10 protein-coding genes are annotated in these 17,564 nt (G+C 59.5%); 7 read left to right on the top strand and 3 right to left on the bottom strand.

All coding sequences use genetic code 11. The features are described 5' to 3' along the window. Window positions 1-15: 15 nt before the first annotated feature. Together B1781_RS12665 and B1781_RS12660 are read right to left on the bottom strand one after the other, a co-directional pair. Window positions 16-2,079 carry a sensor histidine kinase gene (locus B1781_RS12665; RefSeq protein ID WP_078120011.1) on the bottom strand — a complete coding sequence of 688 codons (2,064 nt, stop codon included), beginning with the start codon at window positions 2,077-2,079 and terminating at the stop codon, window positions 16-18. Between the two features lie 16 nt (window positions 2,080-2,095). After that, complete coding sequence (locus B1781_RS12660; protein WP_334223711.1) at window positions 2,096-3,490, bottom strand: sigma-54-dependent transcriptional regulator; 1,395 nt, start codon at window positions 3,488-3,490, stop codon at window positions 2,096-2,098. 353 nt (window positions 3,491-3,843) lie between these two features. Between B1781_RS12660 and B1781_RS12655 the strand changes: the two genes are divergently transcribed. Genes B1781_RS12655 through moeA form a run of 6 tightly spaced genes read left to right on the top strand, consistent with a single transcriptional unit; the run spans window position 3,844 to window position 8,588 of the window. After that, window positions 3,844-4,686: a substrate-binding domain-containing protein gene (locus tag B1781_RS12655; protein ID WP_334223710.1), complete on the top strand. Its 843-nt coding sequence runs from the start codon at window positions 3,844-3,846 to the stop codon at window positions 4,684-4,686. Between the two features lie 13 nt (window positions 4,687-4,699). Continuing rightward, a complete protein-coding gene (locus tag B1781_RS12650) occupies window positions 4,700-5,401 on the top strand; it encodes an ABC transporter permease (RefSeq protein ID WP_078120009.1) in 702 nt (233 codons plus the stop codon). Then, window positions 5,401-6,105 (top strand): ABC transporter ATP-binding protein, encoded by a 705-nt coding sequence (locus tag B1781_RS12645; RefSeq protein ID WP_078120008.1) that lies wholly within the window; start codon window positions 5,401-5,403, stop codon window positions 6,103-6,105. The genes B1781_RS12650 and B1781_RS12645 overlap by 1 nt, the downstream gene beginning before the upstream one ends. A 6-nt stretch (window positions 6,106-6,111) precedes the next feature. Next, window positions 6,112-6,720 (top strand): molybdenum cofactor guanylyltransferase MobA, encoded by a 609-nt coding sequence (gene mobA / locus B1781_RS23440; RefSeq protein ID WP_334223709.1) that lies wholly within the window; start codon window positions 6,112-6,114, stop codon window positions 6,718-6,720. A 3-nt stretch (window positions 6,721-6,723) separates the two neighbouring features. Continuing rightward, entirely contained in the window at window positions 6,724-7,302 is a 579-nt protein-coding gene (gene mobB / locus B1781_RS23435; protein ID WP_334223708.1) for a molybdopterin-guanine dinucleotide biosynthesis protein B, read from the top strand. 14 nt (window positions 7,303-7,316) lie between these two features. Beyond that, window positions 7,317-8,588: a molybdopterin molybdotransferase MoeA gene (gene moeA, locus B1781_RS12635; protein ID WP_078120007.1), complete on the top strand. Its 1,272-nt coding sequence runs from the start codon at window positions 7,317-7,319 to the stop codon at window positions 8,586-8,588. Between the two features lie 24 nt (window positions 8,589-8,612). Here the strand turns inward: moeA and B1781_RS12630 are convergent, their stop codons facing one another. Beyond that, entirely contained in the window at window positions 8,613-9,050 is a 438-nt protein-coding gene (locus B1781_RS12630; protein WP_164513377.1) for a YiiD C-terminal domain-containing protein, read from the bottom strand. A 1,204-nt stretch (window positions 9,051-10,254) separates the two neighbouring features. Between B1781_RS12630 and B1781_RS12625 the strand changes: the two genes are divergently transcribed. Beyond that, a complete protein-coding gene (locus tag B1781_RS12625) occupies window positions 10,255-17,556 on the top strand; it encodes a Calx-beta domain-containing protein (RefSeq protein ID WP_078120005.1) in 7,302 nt (2,433 codons plus the stop codon). The last annotated feature ends 8 nt before the right edge of the window (window positions 17,557-17,564 follow it).

Raw genomic sequence — 17,564 nt, 5'->3', positions numbered from 1 at the left:
TCGAACCGGCGCCGCTCAACCTGTCGAGGCCGACACGGAATCGCGTTTCGCCTCGATCGCGTGCAATTGTTCGGCGATCGTTTCGGCGTCTTCGATCAGCTGCGGTTCGGTGCGTAGCCAAAGCTGAAAGCGCGTGCCGACGCCTAACTCGGAAGCTACCGTGATATCGCCACCGTAGCGGCGTATCAGTCCGTAGCTGACCGACAGCCCCAACCCGGTACCTTCGCCATTGCGTTTGGTGCTGTAGAACGGGTTGAAGATCTGCGAGCATTGCTCCTCGCTCATGCCGCTGCCGTTGTCGGCGACGGTCACGGTCACGCCGTGCGGCTCCCAATTCTCGCTGCAGATGGTGATGCGGCCGTTATCCTTGGGCAGGGCGTGCGCTGCGTTGCTGATCAGGTTGACCAATACCTGTTGCAGTTCCTGGGCGTTGATCACGATGGTCTTTGCGGCCTTGAGGTCGAGTTTCAGATCGAACGGTCGGATCTTCTGCAGATGGGAGACCAGCGAAACCGTATCCTTGATCACCTGATTGACGTCGACGTCCGTCAGGTAGCCGGCGTACTCATCGGGGCGGGCATATTTCAGCAATTTCTCGATGATCGCCTGTATCCGATAGATCTGCTCGACAACCAGGTCGATCTCGGGACGCACGGGGTCGAGTTTCTCGCCGAGTTCGGAGATCAGCACGTCGAGGTTGCCGAGCATGACCTGGGTCGGGTTGTTGATCTCATGGGCGACGCCGGCCGTGAGTTCGCCGAGGGCGGCGAGCTTTTCGGCGGTGACCAGCTGGCGCCGGGTGTCGCGCAATACCGTGATGGTTCGCTGCAGCTCGTTGTTGCGCTGCTGCAGCTCGGCGGTTCGCTCGCTGACTTTCTCTTCGAGTTGTTCCGTCCATTGCTTCATCTCGGTTGCCTGGGCATCGAGGCGGTCGAGCATGTCGTCGAACTGGTGGGCGAGTTCAGCCAGCTCGTCTTCGCTGTCGACCTGGCCGACACGCTGTGTCTTGCCCAGGCGAGTGGCCCTGACGACCTTCGACATGGTTTCAACCGGACGGAAGATCGAGGTTGCGCCGCGGATCGCCAGTACCGCATACAGACTGATCAGACCGAACAACAGCAACAGCAACAGCGCCAGCGTTTTCCACAAGGTGGAACGGAACGGTGCCTCGAGATACCCCGCATACAAAATGCCTACGCGTTGTCCGTTCATATCGACGATCGGTTCGTAGGCAGAGATGTACCAGTCGTTGACGACGAATGCGCGGTTGATCCATCTGTCTCCCCGGCCGAGCACGGTCTCGCTGACCTCATCGGAAACGCGCGTACCCAGGGCGCGCTTGCCGGCGAGTCGCGGCACGTTGGTCGAGATGCGCACGTCGTCGAGAAATACCGTCACCGTGCCGATACTGCCGGCGGGCAGGCTGCCCGGGCCATACACCAGGTCGCGAATGGCATCGACGAACTCGAAGTTGTTGTTCAGCAACACACCGCCGTCGAGTATGGCTTCGACGCGGCCGTCTGCCGCGACGACCGGTTGTTGGGCGCGGATCACCATGCCGCGGTCTTCGAGCTTGCGTTCGGTCGGCCGGGCACGTTGCGTCTGCACGATGGGCAGTTGTACCGAGGCGGCGAGGGCCGGGTCCAATTCGGCCAGTTGCTGCGTATCGAGGATCTGAATGCCGACCGCCGGTTCGCGTATGGCACTGTTCTGCCTGTTGTCGTCAACCGGCACAACGCGCAGAAAACTGAAGTTGCCGTCGCTCTTAAGACGCTCGGCCAGGCGCTCGATCGTGTCGTTGTCGCCTGAGCTCATGGCGCTGCGGAAAGCATACGATTCGCTCAATCGCGCCAACTGGTTGAGGTGATCTTTCTGAATGCGTTCGAAGATGTCGTGGGCGACCGCAAGATCGGTGTTGACCTTGATATACAGCTGTTCGTAGGTGAAGGTCGCGCCGAGGTAGATCAAGCCGGCGAGCGCCAAGGGCAGTACCAGGGCGACCGGCACCAGCGTGAGCGCCAACAGCTTCTGTCTGACGCTGCGGCGAATGGCATGGCTGATGGTTTCTATCAGGGCCATCGAGCGCGGTATCCGCTCAGTTCGTCACGCCCCAGCTTTGGCACTTGCGTTCGAGTGTCTTGCGCGACACACCCAAGCGACGCGCCGCCGCCGATTTGTTGCCGTTCTCCATATCCAGGACGCGCAGGATGTGGCGTCGCTCGACGCTTTCCAGCGTGAGGTCGTCGTCTTCCGCGTTGTTGGAGAGCGCTGCCGACGGCGTGCAACCGGGAATTGACTGACTTGGCTGGTGGTTGAGCAACAGGCAGCGTTCGATGACGTTCTTGAGTTCGCGCACGTTGCCCGGCCATGCGTATTCCGACAGGCGTTTGAGCTCCGCTTCGCTGACGGCAGGTGCCGACACGCCGAGATCGGCGGAAATCGATTGCACGAAATGATTGATGAGCTGCGGCAGGTCCTGGATGCGCTCGCGCAGTGACGGCATGCGAATGCTCAGAACATTCAAGCGGTAAAACAGGTCTTCGCGGAAATTGCCTTTTTCGACTTCGGCCTTCAGGTCGCGGTTGGTCGCCGCAACAATGCGAACATCGACCGGTGTTTCGCGGTTGCCGCCGACCGGTCGTACCGTCTTGTCTTCCATCACGCGCAGCAGTCGCGTCTGCATCGCCAGCGGCATCTCGCCGATCTCGTCGAGAAACAGGGTGCCGCCGTCGGCATACGAGAACAGACCCTCGCGCGCCTTGACGGCCCCGGTAAACGCACCCTTGGCATGGCCGAATAATTCGCTTTCGAGCAATTCGGCCTGCATCGCGCCGCAGTTGATGGGGACGAAAGACCCGCTGCGTCCGCTGAACTTGTGGATGGCGCGGGCGGCCAACTCTTTCCCGGTGCCGGATTCGCCCTGAATCAGCACGGTCGACGGCATCGGCGCAACCCGCTTGATGACGTCACAGACTCCCAGTATCAGGTCGCAAGAGCCGATGATGCCGCTGCCTTCGTGCATGTGGGCGACCTGCCGGCGCAGCAGAAAGTTCTCTTTCTGCAGGCGATGGCGCTCCATGCAGCGGCTGACGGCAGCCTGCATCTGTTCCATGCGGAACGGCTTGAGGATGAAATCGGACGCGCCGGCGCGCAGTGCGGTGATGGCGGTCGACAGATCGGCGTGCGCGGTCATGAAGATGACCGGGGTCATCAGGTCTTGCTCACGCATCTGGCTGATCCAGTCGACGCCCGAACGACCGGGCAGACGGATGTCTGAAATGATCAGGTCGAAGTGACAGCGGTTGAGCAGCGCGTCTGCGGCGTCGGCGTCGGTGGCCACCTCGACCAGGCTGAACTGCGCGTTCAGCCCTTTCTGCAGGAAGCTCAGAATGCCCGGTTCGTCGTCGACGACCAGCACCGAGCTGAGTTTCTTGCCGGGTGCTTCGGTGGAGTCGTGTTGCGTGGCCTCTTTGGATAGTTCAGCTTTCAAGTTCTCTGTCGTGCAAGCCATGGTTGCCGTGTCTGTCCTCGGGATCTCGTTATCGTTGGCTGCGGTGTCTGCACCTCGGGAGAAATAACCAGAAAACCTCACCGATTCCCCCAAGGCCGGCAGCAGAATCACCGTTTTTTTGGGCCATTCTGTCTTGGCAGTCTAGCTAATTCTGAGACAAATTGTCCCGTGATCGATGACGCTGCCTCTACGGTTTTGTCCAGCCCGGGCCGCCCGTCCCTTGTGCAGGGCGCACTGTAGCAGCATCCGACGAATGCGAACCGCGTTATTGATTGATGGCACCGGACTTGCACTCACTGTCGAGACAATAACGACATCCTGGAGGAAGTGTGGTGCGAACAAAGTGCGTTTCGTTGTTTCAGCTTTATCTGATCGGTGCCTTGGCGGTGCTGCTGTCCGGGTTCACCTGGGCCGCGCCCGAGACATCGACGATCCGACTGGCAACGACGACGAGTACCGAGAACTCGGGTCTGTTGGATGAGCTTTTGCCCAAGTTCAAGCAGGCCACCGGCTACGATGTGCACGTGATTGCGGTTGGTACCGGCAAGGCGTTGCGCATGGGTAGCGACGGCGACGTGGATGTGGTGCTGGTACACGCACCTGCCGCGGAGCAGAAGTTCGTCGATGAAGGTAACGGCGAACAGCGCCTGCCGGTCATGTTCAACGATTTCGTATTGGTCGGTCCCGCTTCCGATCCTGCGGGGATTGCGTCCGCAAAAACCGCTGCCGAAGCTCTTGGCAAGATTGCCGATACGCAGACGGTTTTCGTGTCGCGTGGCGATGACTCGGGCACGCACAAAAAAGAGCGTTCGCTGTGGACGAGTGCAAGCATCCAGCCGGATGGCCAATGGTACCGGGAAGCCGGTCAGGGCATGGGTAAGGTACTGCAGATGGCCAATGAGCTTGAGGCGTACACCTTGGCCGACCGCGGAACCTGGCTGGCCTATCGCGACAAGTCGAGCCTGCGGGTGCTGTTCCAGGGCGACGAGAAGCTGTTCAACCCCTACGCGATCATCGAGGTCAGCCGCCAGAAGTTTCCTGATTTGAACCACCAAGGCGCCCAGGCGTTGATCGACTGGATCCGCGGGCCGCAAGGTCAGCAGGCGATCGCCGCATTTCGCAAGGCCGGCGAGCAGTTGTTCACCCCGTCAGCGGGAACGCTTGCCAGACGATAACGAAACCGCGTAGATGGCCTCGATCGCAGAGAGCACGCGTGAAGCCCTGTCACTGTTGTTCGGCGGTGACCCTGGGCTATGGGAGATCATCGGGATTTCGTTTCAGGTATCGGTGACGGCGATCTTGATCGCCGCACCGGTGGCCTTGGCGATCTCTTTCCTGCTGGCGTATGGCCGGTTTCCGGGGCGAAGGTTGTTGATCACGGTGTTCAACACCTTACTGTCGTTCCCTGCGGTTGTCGTCGGGCTGACCTTCTACATCCTGCTCTCGCGGCAGGGCCCGCTGGGCGAATGGCGGTTGCTGTTCACTCAACCGGCGATGGTGATCGGGCAGATCGCGTTGGCACTGCCGATCCTGATTGCCATGGGGCATGCTGCGCTGCAGGCGATCAATCGTCGCGCCTGGGAAACAGCCCGCACGCTCGGCGCCGGCTATGGACGCGCCGTCTGGACTTTGATGCGCGAGGCACGCTTCGGTTTACTCGGGGCCTTCCTGGCCGGATTCGGCCGCATCATCGCCGAGGTTGGCGCGTCGATGATGTTGGGCGGCAACATCCTGCACTACACCCGCAATATACCGACCGCAATCGCACTCGAGACCAGCAAAGGGGAGTTCGCCCAGGGCATCGCCTTGGGTCTCGTGCTGCTGGCCATGGCGTTCGTACTCAACGGTCTACTCCAGCTCGTCCAAGGTAAGGGGAGATTGGCAACGTGATGCTTTTGTCATACCACGGCATCGTAAAATCATTCGGTAAACGTCGCATACTCGATGGTGTCGACCTGACGCTGGGCGTCGGACAATGCCAGCTGCTGTGCGGCAGCAACGGCGCGGGCAAATCCACGCTGATGCGCATCATGTCGGGCATGGAAAAGCCTGAGCAGGGAACGGTCGTCGTAAACGGCCGCAACGCCGGCTGGCGCGCCGCTAAAAAAGCCTTGTTCGCCAGAACCATCTATCTGCATCAACGGCCGTACCTGTTCGAGGGTTCGGTGAGGCGCAACCTGGACTTTCCGCTCAAGGGCGATGCCTTGCTGCGGCGCGCGCGCGTCGAAGAGGGTCTTGCGTGGGCGGATCTGACCTCTCTGGCCGACCAGGATGTCAACCAGTTGTCCGGGGGTGAGCGCCAGCGGGTTGCCTTGGTCCGGGCCTGGATGCGGCGTCCTGAGGTGATGCTGCTGGACGAGCCGACAGCCAACATGGACACGACTTGCCGGCAGCGCACGGTCGAACTGCTCAACGTGCTGAAGGCCGAAGGCGTGTCGCTGCTGGTGGCCACACACGATCCGCTGCATTTCGCCGGCATTGCCGATGCGGTGCTCGACCTTGAAGGCGGCAGGCTGCGTGCGCGTGAATCGGCGTATGATGGATACACAGACAAGGTAACGCCGTTCGGCAAACTTGCACGCGCGGCGGTATGAGGGGACATGACGACAGCCATACAGGCAGACGACATCACCGCGTTGGTGCTGGCCGGCGGAAAAAGCCGTCGCATGGGCGGGCGAGACAAGGGGCTGCTGCCGTTTGGTGACAGCCTGCTGGTCGGCCATGTGATCGATGCGATCCGCCCGCAGGTGGGTGCGATTCTGATCAGCGCCAACCGCAACCAGGCCGACTACGCGCAGTTCGGATACCCGGTCGTGGCCGATCCGTTGGACGATTACCAAGGGCCGCTGGCAGGTTTTCTCGGTGGCCTGCAACAGATGCGTACCGATTACCTGTTGACCTTGCCGTGCGACGGACCGGTGGTTGTCGCCGATCTGGTGGCGCGGCTTGCCCGGGGGTTGAAAGATGCGGACGCCGACATCGCGGTAGCCCACGATGGAAAGCGTCTGCAACCGGTGTATACCCTGATGCATCGACGCGTGCTTGCTGACCTGTCGGCAGCGCTCGAAGAGGGTGAGCGCAAGATCGATCGTTGGTTTCCACGCAATTCTTGGGTGCGTGTCGATTTCAGCGATGTGCCCGAACAGTTCAGCAACATCAATACCCCGGACGACTACGCCAGTGCCGGTCAGGCGAGATTCGATACCTGAGTTGTGACTATCCAGCGCCGCGAGTCAACTATCGAGTACCCGGTGCCGGTCATCGGTTTCGCCGCGTTCAGCGGCACCGGCAAGACAACGCTGTTGCTCAAATTGATCCCGTTGCTCAAGGCGGCCGGCGTGCGCCTGGCCGTTGTCAAACATGCGCATCACGCCTTCGACGTGGATCATCCCGGAAAGGACAGCTATCGGTTGCGCGAAGCAGGCGCCGACGAAATGCTGGTCGCGAGCCGTCGTCGAATGGCCTGGATCCGCGAGAACACGCAGGAAGTCGAACCGACCCTACATGATGCGCTGGCGGCTTTGAATCCCGATGGGCTCGACCTGGTGCTGGTGGAGGGCTTCAAAGGCGACGCCTTCCCCAAGATCGAACTGAATCGAAGCGCCACCCAGGCGCCGTTGCTGTTTCTAAGCGATCCAAACATCGTGGCAATCGCTACCGACGCCGGGACCCTGGCGGAGGAAGCCGGTACACTGCCGGTATTGTCGATCAATGACCCGGGATCGATTGTCGATTTCATCCTGTCGTTTAGCGGATTGGATGAACGCCACGCGCAGAACCGGGCGCGTTGAGGAGCGAAGTAGCGATGTCGATTGTCGAGGTATCAACCCAGCCATCCTGCGCAGATGCCGGTGATTCACAGTCACTGAGCGTCGAACAGGCGCGCCGGGCTATCCGCAAAGCGCTGGATCAGATCACCGACCGGCAGATGGTGCCTATCAGGGATGCGCTTGGCCGCGTGTTGGCGGACGACTGCATCTCGCCGATCGATGTGCCGAGCCATACCAATTCCGCGATGGACGGCTACGCCTTTGTCGGCGCCGATCTGCCGACCGAAGGTGTGCGCGAGTACGCCGTGGTCGCGACCGTGCTCGCCGGCCAGTCGACCGATGTGGGGTGCAAGCCGAACGAATGCATTCGCATCATGACCGGCGCGCCGATGCCGCCGGGTACGGATACCGTGGTGATGCAGGAGCAGGTCGAGTCGCTAGGCAACGGGCGAATCCGTATCGATGCACGCCACCGCGTTGGTCAGAACGTGCGCCAGGCGGGCGAAGACATTGCGCAGGGAGCCTGCGTGTTCCAACAAGGCAGGTATCTGCGAGCGGCCGATATCGGTGTACTTGCGTCGCTCGGGTTTGCCGAGTTGAAGGTGCGCCGCCGACCGCGTGTTGCGTTCTTTTCCACCGGCGACGAATTGCGCTCGATCGGCGATCCGCTCGGCAAGGGCGACGTGTATGACAGCAATCGCTACAGCCTGTTTTCCCTGTTGACCGAAACCGGTGTTGAAATCATCGATCTGGGCGTCGTGCGCGACGACCGTCAAGCATTGGCGGATGCCTTCAAACGTGCTTCGTCGATGGCCGATGTGGTGATTACCTCTGGCGGCGTTTCGGTGGGTGCCGCGGACTACACCAAAGATATCCTCAAAGGATTGGGTAGCTTGTCGTTCTGGACGATCGCCATGAAACCGGGGCGCCCGTTGACGTTCGGCAGACTCGGCGACGCGATGTTTTTCGGCCTGCCCGGCAACCCGGTCGCCGTGATGTTGACCTTTCACCAGTTCGTACAGCCGGCGCTGCGCTATCTGGCCAGCGGCAACTGGCCACAGACGCTGGTCGTCGAGGCGCGAGCCCGAACAGCCTTGAAGAAAAAGCCGGGCCGATTCGAGTTCGTGAGGGGAATCCTCGAATACGGTGAGGATGGTCGCCTGACGGTTGGCCCGTCGGGCAAGCAGGGGTCGGGGATACTGACATCGATGAGCCGCGCCAACTGCTACATTCTTCTCGACGAGGCATGCGCCGGCGTGGCAGAGGGTGAAACGCTCAGGGTGCAGCCTTTTTCGACAACGATCTGAGTCCGGCGCTGCCCGCGCTGCGTATCATCGTCGCCGCGCGTGCAGCTTGACCCACAACACCGCTTCACCGTCGCCAACAGTGACATCGATGTTGGTGACCGATCGGCCGTTCTCTTCCAGCTTACGGATGAACAGATCCGCCTCGTCGAGCGACAACTCACACTGACAGCGTATAGCAGTCTTCACCGGCTTGCTGTAGCGGATGTTCGCCTCGGCGATCACTACATCCGCCTGCATGCCGGCTTCCTCGATCGCGTAGGTGCCATAGGCCCATGCGGTCAAGGCCCCCAGCGCGTAGATGCTGCCGGCGAAACCGGTGCCGTGGATGTTGATGTTGGGATCAAGCGGCGCTTGGGTCACGATCCGCGTCGGCGTCAATTCAGTGATCTCGAAAGCCATGGAGCGGCTGAGGGGAATTGATTCGTGAATTTTTTCCTGGAGCGCGGTTACTGCCGGTTGCATCGTGAGGTTCCTGACTGGGGCTGCCGGTCGAGCATACATTACATGGTTGTGTCGCTGGTTTGGCGACGTGGATCTAGCGGACGCTATCGAGTGAGGGCAACTTGAGAGAAAGCTTCTCGAGATTCGGTTGTGATTACCGGCTTGGTTGAGAACAAGCCAGTCTACAAGGTGGCGGGTTGCGTTTTTGGAGTACTTCGGCTGTTGGGAGCGGCGTGACCGGAAAGGGCGAACGCGAATGCTGGTGGTTTTCCTTGCGTGCGACTCTTTCAACGCCACTGTTTGGGCAAATCCGCGAATGGCGGTAGCTATGACTGCGTCAGGGCTTTGCAGGTTTCGTGTCGTTTGAGTGAGGTGTTCTCGCGACGACGACGGGGATTATGACGCATCAATGCGCACACCCGAGATGTAAATATCCAAGGATGGAGTATCGCCTGAAAAATTAGGGGCGGCGCTACGTTGTCGCTCTGCATTCTTGCTTTTTTTAACGACGTTTTTCCGTTTGCAACACAAAGATTCACTGAATTAGTACTTTGCATCGCGATAGGAACTACGCTATTAATTACTACGCCAAGTACAAACGGACGAAGTACAGGTTGATTTGGCAGGGAAGCTAGTACTCCAAGTGTCATCTCCCCTCCAAATGTAAAGATTCGTGCAGCTGTCATTGTGCGTTCGTCTACAAGAAGAAAAAGGGGGGACCGATGGGTCGTTGTGTCAATGGGAGTGGTTCTTGGGCATCGCGTAGAAACCACTGCCAGTCCTCAGATTGCATCGATCATCTAATACGTCGCCGTTTGAGGCGTAATTCAATTAGAAGTGATATCGGCTCGCGTCTTATCGCGCAAGCTGAGGATTCAGCGTGGGCGTCCAAGACGGTTGCTTGAATATTCTTGGTGCGACTCTCCGTACACGATAGTTGCGGATTCTTCGAAGCAAGCTCTTCCAGTGAAAAATACCGAAAGATTACCGTCTGTCAGAGGCAGCGCTGCGGTCACCACGAATGGATACACATGGACAGGCTCGTGAATACGATGGTTTCGAGGATTTACCAATAGTTTCGCCGACTTTGAGTGGTCTTTAGCGGTGTCGTTGTATCACTGCTGCGCAAGGCCGAATTTTTCGCCAGAAATTTCGTACCGGCAGGCGATGGACTGAGTTTGCATCGATAGGCGATCAGCCCACCGGCGTCGTTTAGGAGGATTGGATGAATCAGGGTATCGAGAGTGGGGTTGGCTGCGAGAGTTGCGCAGACAGATCAAGGGTTCTCGCTGTTATCGACAGCAGAGTAAAGGACTACTGGCAACTCGAAAGGGAGTTGGCATCTACTGCGCGCGTCATCGTTGTGAACGAGACGCAAGCTGCGCTGGTTGTGTTGACGGATGTTCTGGCTAATGAACGTCAGATCGATGCCCTGCATCTGTTCGCCCATGGCCGACCGGGTGCTCTCGAACTCGGCGATTCGCTATTGGATCAACAGGCGATAGAGAGCAACAGGGAGTTGTTCGGCCTGTGGCGACAGACGTTGGCGGCGGACGCTGCGGTCTTCATCTATGGCTGCCGCAGCGCTGAAGGTGGTGTGGGTGAACGCTTCATCTGGAAGCTTTCGCAGGTACTGGCTCGCCCCGTGGAGGCTTGTTCGAAGGATGTGGGTGCGTTTTCGTTGGGCGGCACCTGGGATCTTGACGTCGTTGCGGGGAGCGCGGTGCCGCTGTCGCGGGTTTCGTCTTTTCGACCCAGTAGTTGGCAAGGCTTGCTTGCGATACCGAATGTGACGGTTTCGGGTGCCTCGAACTTTGAGTCATCGAACAACAATGATCCGAACTATCTGAGCTGGACGATCTCGTTGTCGGAGCCGGCGACGGATGCGGTGACGGTGGAGTACCGGTTCCTGGCGGGCACGGCATCGGTGGGCAGTTCGGCGGCGGGTGCGGACGCGTACTTCTATAATTCCGGGACGTCGGTGACATTTGCGGCGGGTGAGACGTCGAAGACGGTGAGTTACCGGATCGATGGTGATTCGGTCGACGAAGTCGATGAGACGGTGATTCTGGAGGTGTACTCGGCGCAGGGTGCGGCCTTGGCGGGTGATGTGCCGGTGCTGCGGGCAACCGGTTGGATCCTTGACGATGACGGGACCGGCAACAACCTGGCGCTGTATGTGTCGCGGCCGGTGTTGGTTGAAGGCGATACGGGACAGACGCAGGCCTCGTTTGAAGTGTCTTTGTCGCGACCGGCGCCGACGGCCTTCACGGTGGACTACGAAACGGTGGATGGTTCGGCGGTAGCGGGCGAAGACTACCAGGCGACCAGTGGCACGCTGAATTTCGTGGCGGGTCAGACGTCGGGCTCGGTGACGGTGCCGGTGTTTGGTGATACCAAGGTTGAGCCGACGGAGTTGTTCTCGCTGAGTTTCGACAAGCCGGCGGAGGTGGCGGCGGTCTCGATCGGTGCGGCTGAGGTCTTTGATGACGATGCTGGTGGTGAATCGCAGCCGACGGTAAACGTGTCGGGTGCCTCGAACTTTGAGTCGTCGAACAACAATGATCCGAACTATCTGAGCTGGACGATCTCGTTGTCGGAGCCGGCGACGGATGCGGTGACGGTGGAGTACCGGTTCCTGGCGGGCACGGCATCGGTGGGCAGTTCGGCGGCGGGTGCGGACGCGTACTTCTATAATTCCGGGACGTCGGTGACATTTGCGGCGGGTGAGACGTCGAAGACGGTGAGTTACCGGATCGATGGTGATTCGGTCGACGAAGTCGATGAGACGGTGATTCTGGAGGTGTACTCGGCGCAGGGTGCGGCCTTGGCGGGTGATGTGCCGGTGCTGCGGGCAACCGGTTGGATCCTTGACGATGACGGGACCGGCAACAACCTGGCGCTGTATGTGTCGCGGCCGGTGTTGGTTGAAGGCGATACGGGACAGACGCAGGCCTCGTTTGAAGTGTCTTTGTCGCGACCGGCGCCGACGGCCTTCACGGTGGACTACGAAACGGTGGATGGTTCGGCGGTAGCGGGCGAAGACTACCAGGCGACCAGTGGCACGCTGAATTTCGTGGCGGGTCAGACGTCGGGCTCGGTGACGGTGCCGGTGTTTGGTGATACCAAGGTTGAGCCGACGGAGTTGTTCTCGCTGAGTTTCGACAAGCCGGCGGAGGTGGCGGCGGTCTCGATCGGTGCGGCTGAGGTCTTTGATGACGATGCTGGTGGTGAATCGCAGCCGACGGTAAACGTGTCGGGTGCCTCGAACTTTGAGTCGTCGAACAACAATGATCCGAACTATCTGAGCTGGACGATCTCGTTGTCGGAGCCGGCGACGGATGCGGTGACGGTGGAGTACCGGTTCCTGGCGGGCACGGCATCGGTGGGCAGTTCGGCGGCGGGTGCGGACGCGTACTTCTATAATTCCGGGACGTCGGTGACATTTGCGGCGGGTGAGACGTCGAAGACGGTGAGTTACCGGATCGATGGTGATTCGGTCGACGAAGTCGATGAGACGGTGATTCTGGAGGTGTACTCGGCGCAGGGTGCGGCCTTGGCGGGTGATGTGCCGGTGCTGCGGGCAACCGGTTGGATCCTTGACGATGACGGGACCGGCAACAACCTGGCGCTGTATGTGTCGCGGCCGGTGTTGGTTGAAGGCGATACGGGACAGACGCAGGCCTCGTTTGAAGTGTCTTTGTCGCGACCGGCGCCGACGGCCTTCACGGTGGACTACGAAACGGTGGATGGTTCGGCGGTAGCGGGCGAAGACTACCAGGCGACCAGTGGCACGCTGAATTTCGTGGCGGGTCAGACGTCGGGCTCGGTGACGGTGCCGGTGTTTGGTGATACCAAGGTTGAGCCGACGGAGTTGTTCTCGCTGAGTTTCGACAAGCCGGCGGAGGTGGCGGCGGTCTCGATCGGTGCGGCTGAGGTCTTTGATGACGATGCTGGTGGTGAATCGCAGCCGACGGTAAACGTGTCGGGTGCCTCGAACTTTGAGTCATCGAACAACAATGATCCGAACTATCTGAGCTGGACGATCTCGTTGTCGGAGCCGGCGACGGATGCGGTGACGGTGGAGTACCGGTTCCTGGCGGGCACGGCATCGGTGGGCAGTTCGGCGGCGGGTGCGGACGCGTACTTCTATAATTCCGGGACGTCGGTGACATTTGCGGCGGGTGAGACGTCGAAGACGGTGAGTTACCGGATCGATGGTGATTCGGTCGACGAAGTCGATGAGACGGTGATTCTGGAGGTGTACTCGGCGCAGGGTGCGGCCTTGGCGGGTGATGTGCCGGTGCTGCGGGCAACCGGTTGGATCCTTGACGATGACGGGACCGGCAACAACCTGGCGCTGTATGTGTCGCGGCCGGTGTTGGTTGAAGGCGATACGGGACAGACGCAGGCCTCGTTTGAAGTGTCTTTGTCGCGACCGGCGCCGACGGCCTTCACGGTGGACTACGAAACGGTGGATGGTTCGGCGGTAGCGGGCGAAGACTACCAGGCGACCAGTGGCACGCTGAATTTCGTGGCGGGTCAGACGTCGGGCTCGGTGACGGTGCCGGTGTTTGGTGATACCAAGGTTGAGCCGACGGAGTTGTTCTCGCTGAGTTTCGACAAGCCGGCGGAGGTGGCGGCGGTCTCGATCGGTGCGGCTGAGGTCTTTGATGACGATGCTGGTGGTGAATCGCAGCCGACGGTAAACGTGTCGGGTGCCTCGAACTTTGAGTCGTCGAACAACAATGATCCGAACTATCTGAGCTGGACGATCTCGTTGTCGGAGCCGGCGACGGATGCGGTGACGGTGGAGTACCGGTTCCTGGCGGGCACGGCATCGGTGGGCAGTTCGGCGGCGGGTGCGGACGCGTACTTCTATAATTCCGGGACGTCGGTGACATTTGCGGCGGGTGAGACGTCGAAGACGGTGAGTTACCGGATCGATGGTGATTCGGTCGACGAAGTCGATGAGACGGTGATTCTGGAGGTGTACTCGGCGCAGGGTGCAGCCTTGGCAGGCAATGCTCCCACCTTGTATTCCACTGGGTGGATTCTGGATGACGATGGTTTAGGCAACAATCTGGCGCTCTACGTCGAAGATGCACAGATCTTTGAAGGTCCTTCGGGTCAGATAGATCAGGTCGCGGTGCCGATCACCCTATCCAGACCACCTCAGCAAGCCATCACGCTGAGCTACTCAACATCTGCTGGCACCGCGACATCGGGAGTCGACTATGAACCGGTCAGCGGAACGGTCACGTTTGGTCCAGGCCAGACCTATGCCGCTGCGCTCATCCCGATCATAGGTGACAGCATTGACGAGCCAAGCGAGACCTTTACGCTGACCGTCATTCCAACAGCTGCGATTGCAAGCGGTACGGCAGGGGCTACCGGCACCGTTACGATTGTGGATGGTGACAATTTCGACGGGGCTGCTGTTGACGCCGGTGCCGATGAGACGCTCAACGAAGGCGATACGCTCACCAAAACCATCACATTCACCGACGGTGAGGATAGCAACTCGGACGGCTGGACCTACTCGGTTGACTGGGACGGTGATGGAAATGCCGATGACAGCGGCGCGATCGCTGCGGGTTCAAGCAGTTTCGAGATCAGCCACACGTTTGCGGATGGCCCTGACGTCGAGACCGTGTCGGTAACTGTCTTTGACACCAGTGGTAACGATCAGGATACCGATACCTTTGATGTCACGGTCAACAATGTTGCACCGACACTGACGATTGCCGGTGCCAACGAGATATCCGAGGATAGCGAATACACCCTCACTCTGGGTACAGCCGTGGACCCAGGCGAAGATACTGTTTCGAGCTACGTAGTACATTGGGGTGACGGTTCAGACGACACCTATGCCTCCGACGGCGACGTCACCCATACATATGCCAACCCAGGCGACTACACGATTACGGTCGATGTCATTGACGAGGATGGCACCTACAGCGCACTGGCTTCGCTGGATGTAACGGTGACACCGGTTAGTGCTCCATTGCCTGTCGAGGTTGATGCAGGCACTGATGCAACCCTAAACGAAGGACAAACGCTGACGAAGACCATCACGTTCGCCGATGGTGAAGACAGTAACACCGACGGCTGGTCTTACTCGATTGACTGGGATGGCGATGGAAATGCCGATGACAGCGGCTCGATCGCGGCCGGCTCGAGCAGCTTTGAGATCAGCCACACGTTTGCTGATGGCCCCGACGTCGGGACCGTGTCGGTAACCGTCTCTGACACCAGTGGTAACGATCAGGATACCGATACCTTTGATGTCACGGTCAACAACGTTGCACCGACGCTGACGATTGCCGGTGGCAACGAGGTACCCGAGGATAGCGAATACACCCTCACTCTGGGTACAGCGGTGGACCCAGGCGAAGATACTGTTTCGAGCTACATAGTGCATTGGGGTGATGGGTCGGAAGATACCTATGCCGCCAACGGCGATGTGACCCACACCTATGCCGACCCTGGCGGCTACACGATTACGGTCGATGTCGTTGACGAGGATGGCACCTACAGCGCGCTCGCTTCGCTGGATGTAACGGTGACACCGGTTAGTGCTCCATTGCCTGTCGAGGTTGATGCCGGCGCTGATGCAACCCTAAACGAAGGACAAACGCTGACGAAGACCATCACCTTCACCGATGGTGAAGACAGTAACGCCGATGGTTGGAGCTATTCGGTTGATTGGAACGGCGACGGTGTGGTCGACGAGACAAATCCTATCGCCGCCGGTGCGACCAGCTTCGAGATCAGCAACACTTTTGCCGATGGACCTGCCAGCCAGACCGTATCGGTGACTGTGACTGATACTGGTGGCACCGATCAGGATTCCGACACGTTTGATGTTGCGGTCAATAATGTTGCTCCAACATTGGGGCTGAATGGCGATAGCAGCGTACAAGAAGATGGCCTATACACGTTGACGCTGGGTGCCGTAGTCGATCCGGGCGAAGATACCATTGCGAACTACGTGGTGCATTGGGGAGATGGTTCTGATGACATCTACACGACCAATGGTGACGTGACGCATACCTTTGCTGACCCCGGTGTGTACACGATCACCGTAGACTTGGTGGACGAAGACGGCACCTACACGGATGCCGCATCTTTAGACCTGACGGTCACGGATGTCGACGAGCCTGATCCGGTTGCCCTAGTGTCTTCAATAACCGATGAGACGCTCAACGAGGCCGACACACTGACCAAAACCATCATCTTCACCGATGGCGAGGATAGTAACAACGACGGCTGGAGCTATGAGGTCGATTGGGATGGTGACGGAGTTGCCGACGAGGCCGGTTCTATTGCTGCAGGCGCGACCAGCTTCGAGGTCAGTAATGCCTTTGCCGACGGCCCTGAGATACAGACTGTGTCGGTGACCATATCGGATACCGGCGGTGCCGATCAGGACACCGCAACCTTCGACGTGACCGTCCACAACGTCGAACCGACAGTCGCAGTTTCCGGAGATAACAGCGTTACAGAGGACACGCTATACACCCTAACTCTGGGTGCGGTGACAGATCCAGGTGACGATACTGTATCGAACTATGTGGTGCATTGGGGTGACGGGACGGATAACACCTACACCACCAATGGCGACGCGACGCATACCTATGCCGATGCAGGCGACTACACAATCTCCGTCGACCTCGTCGACGAGGACGGCACCTATACCGATGTCGCTACGCTACCGATCGAAGTCTTTGCCGCGCAAACCGACACCGTCAGAATCGGTGATGCCCCGGTTCGCCAGCTGCGTTCGGACCCGACAGCCTGGGAGGACGCCTGGAGCAATCCTGATATCGGTATCACACACAAGGCCGATGTAAACGATGATTTCGAACCCTGGACAGACGTCACATTCAGCAGCCGGGCGAGTAGCACCCTGGCGGGCGGCGATGTGCTCAGCGGTGACCTGGGTGTCAGCGGCCAGACCATCGCCAGCGGTTTGTACCAGGAAATCGACGGCGTCGAAGGCTTGAAGTTCGAACTCGCCAGAGAGGCAACAGGTGTCACGGTCGATATTGCCCGTTTGTTTGCCGACGATGACGGAAGCAACAACGAAGCTGGCCGGCTGCAGGCGTTTGACGCGCAAGGTGCCTTGGTGGATGAACTGGTTTTCTCGGCTGATTCCGCCTCGCACGAAAAGCAGGTGTCGCTGCAGACGGCATCGGCATTTGCCAGCGTCGTGCTGACGGCAGGTGCCTACGATGGCAGTGATTTCGTGTTTGGCGCTTATGTCGATGATGCCGGTGAGACGGTCGGCAGGCCGACACCGAATGGCAGTGGTTTCGATGGCAGCGATTTTATGGTTGATGCCATCGAGTTCGAGTTTCCTGTGGTTGCGGCAACGCAAACGACAACACCGATGCCGAGCAGTGTCAGTGCGGCCGAGGTGGCATTGGCAGTTAACGATGCCGAGTTCGATTTCACTGCTTCGAACGATATGGCCGCCTCGCTGGGCACGCTGGCTGAGGATGCCGACGGCCAGTTGCTGTAAGCAATCAG

This window comes from Thiosocius teredinicola, from assembly GCF_002009425.1.
In the GTDB taxonomy this organism is placed as follows: domain Bacteria; phylum Pseudomonadota; class Gammaproteobacteria; order Chromatiales; family Chromatiaceae; genus Thiosocius; species Thiosocius teredinicola.
Note: the sequence above shows the minus strand (reverse complement) of the source record. Positions and strands in the feature narration are given on the sequence as shown.

Bases quoted from the DNA above. Each gene is read 5' to 3' on its own strand.
- B1781_RS12665 (WP_078120011.1), bottom strand. From the start codon at position 2,079: ATGGCCCTGATAGAAACCATCAGCCATGCCATTCGCCGCAGCGTCAGA.
- B1781_RS12650 (WP_078120009.1), top strand. From the start codon at position 4,700: ATGGCCTCGATCGCAGAGAGCACGCGTGAAGCCCTGTCACTGTTGTTC.
- B1781_RS12645 (WP_078120008.1), top strand. From the start codon at position 5,401: ATGCTTTTGTCATACCACGGCATCGTAAAATCATTCGGTAAACGTCGC.
- mobA (WP_334223709.1), top strand. From the start codon at position 6,112: ATGACGACAGCCATACAGGCAGACGACATCACCGCGTTGGTGCTGGCC.
- moeA (WP_078120007.1), top strand. From the start codon at position 7,317: ATGTCGATTGTCGAGGTATCAACCCAGCCATCCTGCGCAGATGCCGGT.
- B1781_RS12630 (WP_164513377.1), bottom strand. From the start codon at position 9,050: ATGCAACCGGCAGTAACCGCGCTCCAGGAAAAAATTCACGAATCAATT.
- B1781_RS12625 (WP_078120005.1), top strand. From the start codon at position 10,255: ATGAATCAGGGTATCGAGAGTGGGGTTGGCTGCGAGAGTTGCGCAGAC.